The sequence below is a fragment of the Streptacidiphilus sp. ASG 303 genome, assembly GCF_020991365.1.
Taxonomy (GTDB): Bacteria; Actinomycetota; Actinomycetes; order Streptomycetales; family Streptomycetaceae; genus Peterkaempfera.
Window position 1 is genome coordinate 126,772 of the sequence record NZ_JAJLRA010000006.1, and the last position, 14,340, is coordinate 141,111.

Annotated in this window: 13 protein-coding genes; 8 read left to right on the forward strand and 5 right to left on the reverse strand. The window is 77.0% G+C overall.

Going from position 1 to position 14,340, the window contains the following annotated elements; genetic code table 11:
- Nucleotides 1-133: 133 nt before the first annotated feature.
- Both LO771_RS10990 and LO771_RS10995 read right to left on the reverse strand, forming a co-directional pair.
- Complete coding sequence (locus tag LO771_RS10990; RefSeq protein ID WP_230650547.1) at nucleotides 134-397, reverse strand: dsRBD fold-containing protein; 264 nt, start codon at nucleotides 395-397, stop codon at nucleotides 134-136.
- A 172-nt stretch (nucleotides 398-569) separates the two neighbouring features.
- Entirely contained in the window at nucleotides 570-890 is a 321-nt protein-coding gene (locus tag LO771_RS10995; RefSeq protein WP_230650550.1) for a hypothetical protein, read from the reverse strand.
- Between the two features lie 305 nt (nucleotides 891-1,195).
- Between LO771_RS10995 and LO771_RS11000 the strand changes: the two genes are divergently transcribed.
- Nucleotides 1,196-2,494: an ROK family protein gene (locus LO771_RS11000; RefSeq protein ID WP_374228143.1), complete on the forward strand. Its 1,299-nt coding sequence runs from the start codon at nucleotides 1,196-1,198 to the stop codon at nucleotides 2,492-2,494.
- 220 nt (nucleotides 2,495-2,714) lie between these two features.
- A complete protein-coding gene (locus LO771_RS11005; protein WP_230650552.1) occupies nucleotides 2,715-3,170 on the forward strand; it encodes a MarR family winged helix-turn-helix transcriptional regulator in 456 nt (151 codons plus the stop codon).
- A 133-nt stretch (nucleotides 3,171-3,303) separates the two neighbouring features.
- Here LO771_RS11005 and LO771_RS11010 read toward each other — a convergent pair whose 3' ends face one another.
- Both LO771_RS11010 and LO771_RS11015 read right to left on the reverse strand, forming a co-directional pair.
- Nucleotides 3,304-3,552: a hypothetical protein gene (locus LO771_RS11010; protein WP_230650555.1), complete on the reverse strand. Its 249-nt coding sequence runs from the start codon at nucleotides 3,550-3,552 to the stop codon at nucleotides 3,304-3,306.
- A gap of 32 nt (nucleotides 3,553-3,584) precedes the next feature.
- Nucleotides 3,585-4,745: an inorganic phosphate transporter gene (locus LO771_RS11015; protein ID WP_230650558.1), complete on the reverse strand. Its 1,161-nt coding sequence runs from the start codon at nucleotides 4,743-4,745 to the stop codon at nucleotides 3,585-3,587.
- Nucleotides 4,746-5,278: 533 nt separating this feature from the next.
- Here LO771_RS11015 and LO771_RS11020 point away from each other — a divergent pair.
- The 6 genes from LO771_RS11020 to LO771_RS11045 all read left to right on the forward strand — a co-directional run bounded on the left by LO771_RS11020 (nucleotide 5,279) and on the right by LO771_RS11045 (nucleotide 11,831).
- Nucleotides 5,279-7,195 (forward strand): ATP-binding protein, encoded by a 1,917-nt coding sequence (locus LO771_RS11020; RefSeq protein WP_230650561.1) that lies wholly within the window; start codon nucleotides 5,279-5,281, stop codon nucleotides 7,193-7,195.
- Nucleotides 7,192-7,665, forward strand: a complete 474-nt coding sequence (locus tag LO771_RS11025; RefSeq protein WP_230650564.1) for a roadblock/LC7 domain-containing protein — start codon at nucleotides 7,192-7,194, stop codon at nucleotides 7,663-7,665. The genes LO771_RS11020 and LO771_RS11025 overlap by 4 nt, the downstream gene beginning before the upstream one ends.
- Nucleotides 7,666-7,685: 20 nt before the next feature.
- Nucleotides 7,686-8,096: a DUF742 domain-containing protein gene (locus LO771_RS11030; RefSeq protein WP_230650567.1), complete on the forward strand. Its 411-nt coding sequence runs from the start codon at nucleotides 7,686-7,688 to the stop codon at nucleotides 8,094-8,096.
- Nucleotides 8,077-8,730, forward strand: a complete 654-nt coding sequence (locus LO771_RS11035) for an ATP/GTP-binding protein (protein WP_374228144.1) — start codon at nucleotides 8,077-8,079, stop codon at nucleotides 8,728-8,730. The genes LO771_RS11030 and LO771_RS11035 overlap by 20 nt, the downstream gene beginning before the upstream one ends.
- 77 nt (nucleotides 8,731-8,807) lie before the next feature.
- Complete coding sequence (locus tag LO771_RS11040) at nucleotides 8,808-10,046, forward strand: styrene monooxygenase/indole monooxygenase family protein (protein WP_230650570.1); 1,239 nt, start codon at nucleotides 8,808-8,810, stop codon at nucleotides 10,044-10,046.
- A 207-nt stretch (nucleotides 10,047-10,253) separates the two neighbouring features.
- Complete coding sequence (locus LO771_RS11045; protein ID WP_230650573.1) at nucleotides 10,254-11,831, forward strand: NlpC/P60 family protein; 1,578 nt, start codon at nucleotides 10,254-10,256, stop codon at nucleotides 11,829-11,831.
- A 69-nt stretch (nucleotides 11,832-11,900) separates the two neighbouring features.
- Here the strand turns inward: LO771_RS11045 and LO771_RS11050 are convergent, their stop codons facing one another.
- Nucleotides 11,901-14,198, reverse strand: coding sequence for an FdhF/YdeP family oxidoreductase (locus tag LO771_RS11050; protein WP_230650578.1), 2,298 nt, complete (start codon nucleotides 14,196-14,198; stop codon nucleotides 11,901-11,903).
- Nucleotides 14,199-14,340 lie beyond the last annotated feature (142 nt).

Here is a 14,340-nt window from a genome sequence, read left to right on the forward strand (position 1 = left end):
GAGTCAGCGGCGCACGGTGCCCCGGCCGTCCGGGACCGTCCCCGGGGCCGCCCCGAAACGGCCCTGACGGACCGTCGGGGCCACCCCGGGGGGTGCGGCCCGGCGCGCCCTGCCCGGCGTCCCCTGCCCGGTGTCAGTGCAGCAGCTGCACGGGGTGCCGCAGGGCGTCCTCGATGTCGCCGGACGCCTGGGCGAGCATCCTGCGGGCCAGGGCGTTCAGCGCCCTGGCCGCCGCCAGCTCCTCGCCGATCCGCGTCTCCGGGCGGTCGGCGTCGCTGCAGCGGGCGGCGCCGTGCGCCACCACGCCCGGCGCCCGCTCGCCCACCAGCCGGGCCTCGCACTCGGTGCTCCGGCCGTCCTCGTCGAAGAACAGCCGGACGTCCCACTCGTGGCGCATGGCGTCCCCTTCCCTCGGTCTCCCCGGGACCCGCGATGCTCCTCGCCCCCCGGGGCAGGCCCCGGCCGCCCCCGTCCCAGCGTGCGCCGCGGACGGCGGCCGGGCAAGGCGGGGACCGGGGGCGGGCGGTCGGGCCTGGCGGGACGGCCGTCCGCCGGGAACGCCGCTGCCGTCAGACGCGGTGCCCCTGGCCCCGCAGCCAGCGGTGCAGCGCCTCCTTCTCGCCGACGGTGACGCGGGGGCCCGGCCGCTCCGGCCCCTCGTCCCCGGTGAAGCCGGTGTCGGTGACCCGGGCGGTGGCCCAGTCCGCCAGCTCCTGCGCGGTCTCGGGCAGGAACCGGCCGCCGTCCTCCCAGGCCCGGCGGGCCACCTCGGCGGCCTGCGGGTCCTCCCCGGCGGCCTCCTCCAGCCAGAGCGGGACCAGCCGGGCGGCGGCGCGGGCGTCGGAGGAGGAGTCGGTCGCGGTGTGTGCGGAGTCGTCCGTGGAGTCCATGCAGGGGAGCGTGACCGGTCCGGGCGGATTCATGCCCTGTGGACCGGGCGGACGGACGGGGCGGACGGACCGGACGGACGGCGGGCCGGACGGACGGCGGGCCGGACGGCGCCGTCGCCGCGGGCCCGGCGGGCGGTGCACGGCGGGCCGGCCCGGCTCCCGGGCGGCGTCGGCGGACCGCTGCCGGACCGCTGCCGGCCCGCCGTCCCGGTACGCCGCGGTCCCCGCCCGCATCGCCGGTACCCTGCACGGGGCCGGACGGCTGTTCTGGGAGCCGGTCCGCCGACCGGACGAGTGGAGGACACGTGCGCGAGCCGACCGCGAGCGGCAGGCCGGCGGCCCGGCCCGCCCCCGCGTCGCAGCAGACCATGCGCCGGCAGAACCTCGGCCTGGTGCTGCAGCAGGTCGCGGCGGGCGCCGCGGACGGCGCGCCGCCCTCCCGCGCCGAGGTCGCCGCCGCCAGCGGACTCACCCGCGCCGCCGTCTCCTCCCTGGTGGAGGAGCTGATCGGCGCCGGACTGCTCGCCGAACTGCCCCCCGCCCCCAGCGGCCGCGTCGGACGGCCCGGCACCGCCCTCACCCTCGACCCCCGGGGGCCGGCCGGGCTCGGCGCCGAGATCGGGGTCGAGCACCTGGCCGCCTGCCTGGTCGACCTGCGCGGCGAGGCCCGGGTGTGGCGGCGGGTCCCCGCCGACAACCGCGGCCGGCCCCCCGGCGCGGTCCTCGCCGACCTCGCCGCCCTGCTGCGCGCCATCGCCGCCGAGGCGCCCGGACTGCGCCCCGCCGGCCTCGGCGTCGCGGTGCCCGGCCTGGTCGGGGCCGAGTCCGGACTGGTCCGCCGGGCCGCCAACCTCGGCTGGTCCGACGTGCCGGTCGTGGCCGGACTGCGCTCGGCGCTGCGCCGGGCGGGGGCCCCGGAGCTGGCGGCGCTGCCGGCCGAGGCGGACAACGAGGCCAACCTGGGCGGCCTCGCCGAGCTGTGGCTGGGCGGGCACGGCGGCGCGGGCGACTTCGTGCACATCTCGGCGGAGTCCGGTGTCGGCGCCGCCCTCATCGTCTCCGGGCGGCTCTTCCGCGGCGCCCGCGGCTTCGCCGGGGAGCTGGGGCACGTGCCGGTGGAGCCGGACGGCCCGCCGTGCGCCTGCGGGGCGCGGGGCTGCCTGGAGCAGTACGCCGGGGAGCGGGCGGTCCTGGCGGCGGCCGGCGCCGGCGCCCGGCGCGGGGAGGGGGGCCTGTCCGGGGGAGCGGGTGCGGGGACGGGCGGGCGGGGGGACTGGATCGCCCTGCTCGCCGACCGGGCCGCCGACGGCGACCCTGCGGTGCGCGCCGCCCTGGACCGGGCCGGCACCGCGCTGGGCACCGCCGTCGCCGGGGCGGTCAACCTCATCGACCCGGCCGCGGTGATCCTCGGCGGCGGCTACGCCGAGCTGGGGGAGTGGCTGCTGCCGGCGATGCGCCGCGAGCTCGCGGCACGGGTCACCGTCCGCCCCTGGTCGGACGACTGGCTGGCGGCCTCCTCCCTCGGCCGCCGCGGCCCGCTGCTGGGCGCCGCCGTCGGCGTCGTCCGGGCGATCGTGGAGGACCCGGGGCGGTTCACCGGCTGAGCCGGCCCGTCGCCGCCCGGCCCCGTCCCGCCCGGTCGCCCCCGCCCGGTCGCCCCCGCCCGCTCGCCCCCGTCCGTCCCGCCCGCTCGCCCCCGTCCGTCCCGCCCGCCCCTCCCGCCCGTCGCCCCGGGCCGGCCGCCCCCGTGGTGCGGCCCGGCGGCCCCGGCGGTGGATACTTGGGCCGACGGAACCGCCCAGGAAAACCGGAGGACAGGGCAGCGTGGACGTGCGGGACGCGGCACCGGAGGACGCCTACCGCTCGGTCGAGCAGGAGCTCGCCCTGCTGTTCCGGCGCGCCAGGGCCCGGGCGACGGAGATGGCCCGGGAGGTGCACCCGGAGCTGGAGGGCAGCGCCTACCCGCTGCTCGCCTACATCGGGGGCTCGGGCCGGGTCCGGCTCACCGACATCGGCCTGCACTTCGGCGTCGGCAAGGGCACCGTGAGCCGGCAGATCAAGACGCTGGAGTCGCTGGGGCTGGTCAGCCGGGAGTCCGACCCGCTGGACGGCAGGGTCTACCTGGTCTCGCTCACCGAGGAGGGCGACCGCCGCTACACCCGCGCCCGGGAGGCGCGGATGGGGTCCATCCGCAGCCTGCTCGGCGCCTGGGAGCCCGCGGACGTCTCCGCCTTCGCCGGGCTGCTGCACCGCTTCAACGAGCTGATGGAGAGCGGCTGAGGAGGCCGCCCCGGCCGGTCCGGCGGGACGCCCGGCGGGTGCGGCCGGTACGCCCGGCCCGGTACGACGACGGCGGAGGGCCGGTGGGAATCCCACCGGCCCTCCGCCGTCGTCGTACCGCGGCCGTGCCGTGTCAGCGCGCGGCGATCAGGTAGATCCCGTAGCCGACCGCCGCCGCGCAGGCGGCGAAGCAGACCGCCGCCGCCGCGGCCAGGACGCCGCCCCCGGCCCCCTGGCCCGGGCCGCCGGCCGCGGCCGCCTCGCGGGCCGCGTCACGGCGGGCGAGGGCGAGACTGCCCAGGGCGAAGACCGCGACCACCGCGACCGTGATGCCGAAGCTGACGCCGGCCGTGCCGGCGAGCGCACCCCACTTGATCTCCATGGGGACTCCTCCTTCTGTCCTGCGGACCGGTGTCAGGCGGCGATGCCGGCGGGCGGCGGCGTCGCGGCGGCGGCGGGCAGGGGCTCGGGCTCCTCGTCGACGACGTTGCCGGAGTGGACCGGGCGGCGGCGGGAGGCGAACCAGACGGCGGCGGAACCCGCCACCAGCAGCACGCCCACCACGGCGACGCCGGCGTTGCCGAGCCCGGCGATCCAGGCGGCCGCGCCGCCCACGGCGCCGGCCGCGGGGAGGGTCATGAGCCACGCGTAGACCATGCGGCGGGCGACGCTCCAGCGGACCTGGCCGCCGGGGGCGCCGAGGCCGGCGCCCATCACGCCGCCGGTGCAGACGTGCGTGGTGGAGAGGCCGAAGCCCATGTGGGAGGAGGCCAGGATCACCGAGGTGGCGGCGCTCTCCGAGGAGAAGCCCTGCCGGGGCTCGATGTCGGTGAGGCCCTTGCCCATGGTGCGGATGATCCGCCAGCCGCCCATGTAGGTGCCCAGGGCGATGGCCAGGCCGGCGCTGAGGATGACCCACAGCGGCGGGCTGGCACCGGCGCCCAGGGAGCCGGCGGAGATCAGGGTGAGGGTGATCACGCCCATGGTCTTCTGCGCGTCGTTGGTGCCGTGCGCGAGCGAGATCAGCGACGAGGAGGCGATCTGTCCCAGGCGGAAGCTCCGGCCGGCGGACTGCTCGGAGGAGCCGCGGGTGATCAGGTAGGCGAGCCTCGTCGCCCCCCAGGAGGCCAGGCCCGCGACGAAGGGGGCCGCCACCGCGGGGATGAGGATCTTGGTGACGACCGTGTCGAAGTGCACCCCGTGGGTCCCCACGCCGACCAGGGTGGCGCCGATGAGGCCGCCGTACAGGGCGTGCGAGGAACTGGAGGGCAGGCCGAGGAGCCAGGTCGCCAGGTTCCAGAGGATCGCGCCGGTCAGCGCCGCGAAGATGACCTCGGGGTGGACCCCGGCGCTCTCGTCGATGATCCCGCCGGAGATCGTCTTGGCGACCTCCACCGAGAGGAAGGCGCCGGCGAGGTTGAGGACGGCCGAGATGGCGACCGCGACCCTGGGTCGCAGGGCGCCGGTGGCAATCGAGGTCGACATGGCGTTGGCCGTGTCGTGGAAGCCGTTGGTGAAGTCGAAGGCGAGAGCCGTGATGATCACGACGGCCACCAGGAACGTGATGTGTTCCATACCCAAACAATCGTCTTAGTCGTTGTCGTCCGGCGGCGACCGTACGGACACATGGTGAACGGCAGGTTAACGGGCAACGACTTCGGGGTGGTGTGTTGCGCGCCGCACTTTGACATGCTCAGGATGGAATGGCATCGTCCCCGGTGGCGCGGGCCGCTTACATGATCTGCACACCATGTGCGCCGTTTTGATCTTGTTACGGCAGGCTGTTGTGCGATTCACTCATTCGGGTGTCTGTGTCGGTATCAGGTGGTAGTGGGCCCCGGTGCCGGATGGGATGGCTGATGCCGCAGGACACCCGAGTTCACCGAACAGGATTGCGAGATCTCGTGCGGACGAGACGAGTGGGGCCGCGGCGTCCCGACGCCGGGCCGACCGCTGCCGACGGGTCCCGGGGCACGCCCGGGGACACGTCCGGGGAGCTGCCCGGCCACGGTGGTGAGGAGCGGGCTCCCCTGCGGCGCCCGGCCCGCCCGGCGGCCTGGACCGCGACCGGCGTACCGGCCGCCCTCCTCGCCACGGGGTGCGGGGCGATGCCCGCGGGCGGCTCCACGGCGGTCGTCGGCACCGCCACCGCCGCCGCGGCGGTCGCCGCCGCCTGGGGCCTGGTCGCCGCCGTCCGCCGCACGATGGTCCGGCCCCTGGTCCGCGACCGCGCCCGGCTCTCCGCCGAGCGCGACCGGCTGACGGTCCAGCGCGACGCCCTCCTCGCCGAGCGCGAGCAGCTGGTGCAGGACCGCGAGGCCCGCCTGGCCCAGCTCCAGTCCCACACCGCGCAGCTGCAGAGCCTCACCGCCGAGCGGGGGGCGCTCGCCGCCGAGCGCGACGAGCTCGAGGCCGAGCGGGACGAGCTCCAGGGCAGCGTCGACGCCACCTTCGTCAACCTGGCGATGCGGACCCTCCGGCTGGTCGAGCGGCAGCTCGTCCTCATCGAGACCCTGGAGGGGCGCGAGGCCGACCCGGACCAGCTGGACAACCTCTACCGGCTGGACCACCTCGCCACCCGGATGCGGCGCAACAGCGAGAACATGCTGCTGCTCGCGGGCCTGGAGAACAGCCGCCGCGCCGGCCGCAACGTCCCCCTGCTGGACGTGCTGCGCGCGGCCGTCTCCGAGATCGAGCGCTACGAGCGGGTCCGCATCCGGTTCCTGCCGCCGGTGCGGCTCGTCGGCGGCACCGCCGACGACACCAGCCACCTGGTCGCCGAGCTGCTGGAGAACGCCACCGCCTTCTCCCCGCCGCAGGACCTGGTCGAGGTCGGCGGCTGGCTGCTCGACAACGGCGAGCTGATGATCTCCGTGACCGACCACGGCATCGGCATCCCCGCCGACCGGCTGCGGGAGCTCAACGAGCAGCTGGAGAACCCGGACGCCGGCCGGGCCGAGCAGCTCTCCGGCAGGGCGCCGTGGCGCGAGCAGACCGCCTCCGCCCGCAGCATGGGCCTCTTCGTCGTCTCCCGGCTGGCGCGCCGGCACGGCGTGCGGGTCCAGCTGCGGGAGACCGCGGCGGGCGGCGGCGTCACCGCCATCGTGGTGGTGCCCCGCGAGGCCGTGGTGGACGCCGACCTCACGGCGGCGGACGTCGACGAGCAGCGCGAGGCGGAGCGCACGGCGCAGGCCGCCGTCGCCGGGGCGGACCCGGCGGAGGCGCAGCCGGCCGCCCCGGCCCCCGCGGCCGGCCGGACCGCCGCCCCGCAGCCCGCCGCCCCGCAGCCGGACGCCCCGCGGTCCGACGACGGGCAGGGCGGGCCGCCGCCGCTGCCGCGCCGCACCCCGGTCCTGCCGGCGGCCCGCGCCTCGGCCGAGGACGACCAGCACGGCCGGACCGGCGAGGGCGCGGCCGACCCGGAGGCGGAGAGCCGCCCGCGCGGCGGGACCGCCGCCGCGTCGCCCGCCCCGGTTCCGCCGGAGGCCGCGGCCGGACCCCGGACCGTGACGGAGCCGGAGCCGGATGCACAGGCGGAGCCCGGGCCCGAGCCGCGGTCCGAGTCCGAGTCGCGGTCCGCGCCCGAGCCGCGGTCCGCGCCGCCGTCGGAGTCCCGGACCGGGTCCCCCCGGCCGGCCGCCCCCGGCGGGGGCGGCGCCGGCCCGGAGGGCGCCCCGGAGGCCGGCGGCACGGACGGCGCCGGCGCGCCGGTCACCAGGCTCGGCCTGCCCCGCAGGGTGCCGCGGGGCGGCGGCCTGCCGGGCACCGGCGAGGGCCCGGGGTCCGGACTGCGCCGGGAGGCGGGGCAGCCCGCCGCCTCCGGCGAGCGCACCGGGTCGACCTCGGCGGCGGAGCTGCGGCGGCGCCTCGGGGGCTTCCAGAGCGGGCTCCGCCAGGCGGCACGCGAGGCCGCCGCCCCGGCGGAGGGCCGGCCCGCGGGGGAGGCGGGCGCCGCGGGGGAGGCGCAGGCGGGGGGCGGATCTCGGGGGGTCGGCGGTTCCTCTAGTGAGGAGGCAGGCAGATGACGGTAGGCGGCGCGGCCGGAGCGCCCGCGGTGGCACCTGGCGGCCCCGGCGGAAGCGGGGTCAGCCAGGGGGCCCACAAGGTGAGGTGGCTCCTCTCCGACTTCGCGTCGGGGGTGCGCGGCCTCACGGACGTGGTGGTCGTCTCCTCGGACGGGCTGCTGCTCGCGGCGTCCGACGGGGCGCGCCGGGCGGAGGACCTGGCGGCGGTGGTCTCCGGGCTGGTCAGCCTGGGCGCCGGCGCCTCCCGGGTGCTCGGCAACGGAGCGGTGAAGCAGACCATCGTGACCATGGAGGGCGGCCACCTGTTCCTCATGGCGATCAGCGACGGCTCGTGCCTCGGTGTGCACGCCTCGCTCGACTGTGACCTCGGCGTGGTCGCGTACCAGATGGCCCTGCTCGTGGAGCGGGCCGGGCACGCGCTCACCCCGGAGGTCCGCGGCGAACTGCACCGGGCGATGGCCGCCCGGTGACCTCGGCGAAAGGTGGGTCCGTGCCCGGCAGCGACCACAGCACGGGAGGGGTGCGGCGCTCCGGCGCGGGGCGTGCGTCCCGCGTCCGCCCGTACGCGATCACCGGCGGACGGACCCGGTTCGGGCACGTGCTGCTGGTGGAGACGCTGGTCTCCGCACTGAACCGGCCCGCGCCCGCGGGCGGCGGCCTGCCGGAGATGGACGCGATCTGCGAGCTGTGCCGCGGCCACATGCGCTCCGTGGCGGAGATCGCCGCGCTGCTGCGCATCCCGCTGGGCGTGGTCCGCGTCCTGCTCGGCGACCTGGCCGACCAGGGGCGGATCCGGGTGCACGGCACGCCCGGCGAGGACGGCGACGGGGACGGGACCCCCGGTTCGACGGCGAACCGGGAGCTGCTGGAGAGGGTGCTGGGTGGACTTCGCAAGCTCTGAGGCCGTGGTGGCGGATCCGGCGGGAGGCCCCTCGGCCGCCCCGGCTCCTGCCCCCGGCCCGACGCCGGGCGTCCCGCTCGGCCCCACCGGCAGCGCCACCTCGACCAAGATCGTGGTGGCGGGCGGCTTCGGTGTCGGCAAGACCACCTTCGTGGCCTCGGTCTCCGAGATCGTCCCGCTGACCACCGAGGCGGTGATGACGCAGGCGAGCGAGGGCGTCGACGACGCCTCCGGCACGCCGGACAAGACCACCACCACGGTCGCCATGGACTTCGGGCGGATCAGCCTGGAGCACGACCTCGTCCTGTACCTCTTCGGCACCCCGGGCCAGCAGCGGTTCTGGTTCATGTGGGACGACCTGGTGCGCGGCGCGATCGGCGCCGTCGTGCTGGCGGACACCCGGAGGCTGGCGGACAGCTTCCCGGCGATCGACTACTTCGAGGGCTGCGGGCTGCCCTTCGTCGTGGCGGTCAACCAGTTCGACGGCGCCCCGCGCTACTCGCCCGACGACGTCCGGGACTCCCTGGCCGTGCCGCCGGAGATCCCCGTGCTGCTCTGCGACGCCCGGGAGCGCGGCTCGGTGGCGGACGTGCTGACCTCACTGGTCGTGCACGCACTGGCGGTGCAAGGATGAGCAACCGTGCCTGACCCGGAAGAAGTTGAAACCGCGTCAGCGCGGGTTCCCGAACGAGCCGAGGAGCACACCACCGCATGCGCAAGATCCTGATCGTCGGCGCCGGGCAGTCCGGCCTGCAGCTCGCCCTGGGGCTGCAGGCGCACGGCTACGACGTCACCGTCATGACCAACCGCACCGCCGACGAGATACGCGACGGCCGGGTGATGTCCACCCAGTGCATGTTCGACACCGCCCTGCAGCACGAGCGCGACCTCGGCCTGAACCTCTGGGAGGACCGGGCCCCCCGCATCGAGGGCCTCGGCGTCTCCGTGGCGGGTCCCGACGGCGCCCGCGTCGTCGACTGGGTGGGCCGCCTCGACGGGTACGCCCAGTCCGTCGACCAGCGCGTGAAGATGGCCGGCTGGCTGGAGGCCTTCGCCGCCCGCGGCGGCAAGGTCGTGGTGCACGGCGTCACCGTCTCCGACCTCGACTACTTCTCCCGCACCTTCGACCTGGTGCTGGTCGCCGCCGGCAAGGGCGAGCTGGTGTCGATGTTCGGCCGCGACGCCTCCCGCTCCCCGTACGACGCGCCGCAGCGCGCCCTGGCCGTCTCCTACGTCCACGGCCTCGGCCCGCGCCCCGAGCACGACTTCGAGGCCGTGCGGTGCAACCTGGTCCCCGGCGTCGGCGAGCTGTTCGTCATGCCGTGCCTGACCGTCTCCGGCCGCTGCGACATCCTCTTCTGGGAGGGCGTCCCCGGCGGGCCGCTCGACGTCTTCGACGGCGTCAAGGACCCGGGCGAGCACCTGCGGCTCACCCTGGAGCTCATGCGGGCCTTCACGCCCTGGGAGTACGAGCGCGCGGCCGGCGGCGTCGAGCTGACCGACGCCGGCGCCACCCTCGCCGGCCGGTACGCCCCCGTGGTGCGCCGCCCCGTCGCCGAACTGCCCGGCGGCGGACTGGTGCTGGGCGTCGCCGACGTGGTCGTGGCCAACGACCCCATCACCGGCCAGGGCTCCAACAACGCCGCCAAGTGCGCCGCCGCGTACCTGGACGCGATCGTCGGCCACGGCGGCAAGCCCTTCGACCGCGACTTCATGCAGGCGGCCTTCGACCGCTACTGGGACGGCGCGCAGCACGTGACGAAGTGGACCAACGCCATGCTGGCGCCGCCGCCGGAGCACGTGCTGAACCTGATCGGCGCCGCCGGGCAGCTCCAGCCCGTCGCCGACCGCTTCGCCAACGGCTTCGACGACCCGGCCGACTTCGAGCACTGGTTCTTCGAGCCGGAGAAGGCCTCCGCCTACCTCGCCTCGGTCGCCCCGCAGGCCTGACGGCACCTCACCCCCGGTCCGGGTACAACCCCGGGCCGGGGGTGTGCGTCCTCCCTTCCGGCGGCGGGACGCCGACGGGGTTTCACACGGCCCCCGGGGGACGCCCCCTGCCGCAGGCGGGGTGCCCCGTGGCAGGATCGTCCGCGACCGGCGGGGATCCGTACGGGAGCGGCGGTCGACCGATCGTGTCCGGGAGGGACCAGTTCCATGGCGGTGGCTCAGCAGACGGCCGACGGCGGCACGACGGGGTCCGTGCGGCCCTGGGTGAGGGCGGCGCTCCGGTGCGGCGCGGTGCTCGCCGCCGCGGCCCTGGCGGTACCGGCCGCGGCCTCCGCCGCCTGGGCCGCCCCCGGCCCGTCCGGCCCGGCCCCCGCCGACCCGCTCGCGCAGGCGCGGGCCACGCTCGGCCCCCTCCTCGACCAGCTGCACGAGCTGTACCGGACCGCCGAGGAGGCGACCGAGAAGTACAACGACGCCTCCGAGCAGCTCGAGAGGCACCGGGCCGAGGTCGCCGACCTCGACCGGCGGATCGGGGAGAAGCAGGCCCAGCTCGACGCCGGCACCGACATCGCCGCCGAGCTCGCCCGCGCCCAGTACCGCAACGGCTCCCTCTCCGCCTACGCCGAGATGCTGCTCGCCGACAGCCCCTACGAGGCCCTGGACCGCGGCCACGCCCTCCAGCAGGCCGGCGACGCCCAGACCGCGCTCCTCGACGCCCTCCGGGCCGACCAGGCCGCCCTCGCGGCCCTGCGCACCCGGGCCGACGCCTCGCTGCGCCTGGTCCAGCAGCTCGCGGACCGGCAGCGGCACGCCCGCGACGACGTGCGCCGCCGACTCGACGAGGTCGAACGGACCGTCACCTCCCTCACCGGCGCCCAGCGGGCCGACCTGGAGCGGCTGGAGAAGCGCGAGGCCGACGAGGCGCAGCTGTCCCTCCTCGCCTCCGGCACGCTCGGCAAGAGCCGCCGGTCCCCCTCCGAGGACGGGCGCAGGGCGGTCCGGTACGCCTTCGAGCAGCTCGGCAAGCCCTACGTGTGGGGCGGCTCCGGGCCGGACGTCTTCGACTGCTCCGGCCTCACCTCGCAGGCGTGGCTCCACGCCGGCCTGCCCATCCCGCGCACCAGCCAGCAGCAGTGGGCGCAGCTGCGGCACGTCCCGCTGGACCAGCTGCGCCCGGGCGACCTGGTCGTCTACTTCCCCGGGGCCACCCACGTCGCGATGTACATAGGCGCCGGCCTGATCATCCAGGCCCCGCGGCCGGGGGCGTTCGTCAAGGTCTCCCCGATGGCCGCCATGCCGATCCTCGGCGCCGTGCGGCCGGACCCCTCCGCCGCGGACGACGGCGACGGCTGGAAGGTCCCGCACGTCCCGGGCGGCACCGACACGACCACCCCGATCCTGGGGTCGGACATCCACGACGGCGGCAAGCCGAAGCCGCACCGGCCCGCCCCGGCGCCGTCCGAGCCGCGGCCGCCCGTCCTCCCCCCGGTCCCGCACCGGCCGTCCTCGCCGTCCTCGCCGCCGCCGAAGCCCAGTGCGCCGTCGTCCCCGAGGCCCAGCGGGACGTCGTCCCCCAAGCCCACCGCGACGCCGTCCGGCGGCACCGGCTCCGGTTCGCCCTCGCCCTCCGCCACGGCGGCCCCGGGCTCCCCCTCGGCGCCCGGCTCCCCGGCCCCGGCCTCCTCCGCCCCCGCCTCCTCGGACCCGGCGGCCGCCTCGCCCGGGCCGTCCGGCTCCTCGCTGTCGGCCGTCCTCGGCCTCGACCTCGGCCCGCTGTCCGGCTGACGCCCCGTCGGGCCGCCCGGGAGGACCCGGGCGGCCCGGCGGGGCGCGGCCCCGCCGTCCCCCGCCCCGTCAGGCGCCGCTGTCCGGCTCGAAGCGGACGACGACCGACTTGGACGTGGGCGTGTTGCTGATGTCCGCGGTGGAGTCCAGCGGGACCAGCACGTTCGCCTCCGGGAAGTACGCCGCCGCGCAGCCGCGCGCCGTGGGGTAGTGCACCACCCGGAAGTGCGGCGCGCGCCGTTCCACCCCGTCCGCCCACTCGCCGACCAGGTCCGTGTACGCCCCGTCGGCCAGGCCCAGCTCCCGGGCGTCCCCGGGGTTGACCAGCACCACCCGGCGGCCGCCCTCGATGCCGCGGTAGCGGTCGTCCAGGCCGTAGACGGTGGTGTTGTACTGGTCGTGGGAGCGCAGCGTCTGCAGCAGCAGCCGGCCCGGCGGCACCTCGGGCGCGGTGAGCGGGTTGACCGTGAAGTTCGCCCGCCCCGTCGCGGTGGGGAAGGTGCGGCTGTCGCGCGGGGCGTGCGGCAGGGCGAACCCGCCGGGGGCGCGCACCCGTGCGTTGAAGTCGTCGAACCCGGGCACCACCCGGGATATCCGGTCGCGGACCAGGTCGTAGGAGACGGCGAACTCCTCCCACGGCACCTCGTCCTGCGGGCCCAGGACGCGCCGGGCCAGCCGGCACACCAGGGCGGGCTCGGAGAGCAGCTCCGGGGACGGCGGGCGCAGCGCGCCGCGCGACGCGTGCACCATGCCCATGGAGTCCTCGACGGTGACGAACTGCCGCCCCGCCGCGGTGGCGTCCAGGTCGGTGCGGCCCAGCACGGGCAGGATCAGCGCCCGCGCCCCGGTGACGGCGTGCGAGCGGTTGAGCTTGGTGGAGACGTGCACCGTCAGCCGGCAGCGGCGGACCGCCGCCTCGGTGGCGAGGGTGTCCGGCGCGGCCCCGACGAAGTTGCCGCCCATCGCGAAGAGGACCCGCACCCGGCCGTCCCGCATCGCCCGGACGGCGTCCACCGTGTCGAGGCCGTGGTGCCGCGGCGGCTCGAAGCCGAACTCCCGGCCCAGCGCGTCCAGGAAGGCCGGGGCGGGCTTCTCCACGATGCCCATCGTGCGGTCGCCCTGGACGTTGCTGTGCCCGCGCACCGGGCACACCCCGGCGCCGGGGCGTCCCACGTTGCCGCGCAGCAGCAGGAAGTCCACCACCTCGCGGATGGTGGGCACTGCGTGCTTGTGCTGGGTGAGGCCCATCGCCCAGCAGACGACGATCCGGCGGGACCCCAGCACCATCGCCGCCAGCTCCCGGATCTGCTCCTCGGGCAGGCCCGTGGCGGCCAGCACCGCGTCCCAGGAGGTGGTGCGGGCGTCGGCGGCCCACTCCTCGAAGCCGTGGCAGTGCTCCCGGATGAAGGCGTGGTCCAGGACGGTGCCCGGCGCCGCGTCCTCCGCCTCCAGCAGCAGCAGGTTCAGCGCCCGGAAGAGCGCCAGGTCGCCGCCGAGGCGGATCTGCAGGAACAGGTCGGTCAGCCGGGTGCCGCCGCCGGCCAGGCCGCGCGCCGTCTGCGGGTTCCGGAACCGCTCCAGCCCGGCCTCCGGCAGCGGGTTGACGCTGACGATGCGGGCCCCGGCCCGCTTGGCCCGCTCCAGGGCGGAGAGCATCCGCGGATGGTTGGTGCCCGGGTTCTGCCCCGCGACGACGACCAGGTCCGCCTGGTGGAGGTCCTTCAGGCGGACGCTGCCCTTGCCCACGCCCAGCGTCTCCACCAGGGCCGAGCCGGACGACTCGTGGCACAGGTTGGAGCAGTCGGGCAGGTTGTTCGTGCCGAACCGGCGGACGAACAGCTGGTACAGGAAGGCGGTCTCGTTGGCGGTCCGGCCCGAGGTGTAGAAGGCCGCGCCGTCGGGGGAGTCCAGGGCGGCGAGCTCCTCCGCCACCACGTCGAAGGCCCGCTCCCAGCTCACCGGGGCGTACCGGTCCGCGCCCTCCTCCAGCAGCATCGGCTCCGTGAGGCGCCCCTGCTGGCCCAGCCAGTAGCCCGAGCGGCCGGCGAGGTCCGCCACCGGGTGCGCGGCGAAGAACTCCCGCCCGATCCGGCGCTCGGTCGCCTCCTCGGCCACCGCCTTCGCGCCGTTCTCGCAGAACTCCGCCAGGTGCGGCCGGTCCGGCTCGGGCCAGGCGCAGCCGGGGCAGTCGAAGCCGCCGTGCTGGTTGACCCGGCGCAGGAGGGAGAGCGTCCGCCCCGCGCCCATCTGGGCACCCGCGGCCCGCAGGGTGTGGACGACCGCCGGGACCCCCGCCGCCGCGTGCTGCGGCGCACCCACCCGTGGCGCGTCCTGCGCCGGATCACTCCCGGGAGCTCGCCTGGCCATCCTCGCCACCTCCGCTCGACCGCCGGTGCGGTCCGCGGCGCCGCACCCGGCCGGGCCATCCTTCCACCCCCGGCCGCCCGCACCGCCGCGCGGGTGCACGCCCCGGCGGCCGCCGGACGGGGGCCGGCGGCACGGGCCGGAC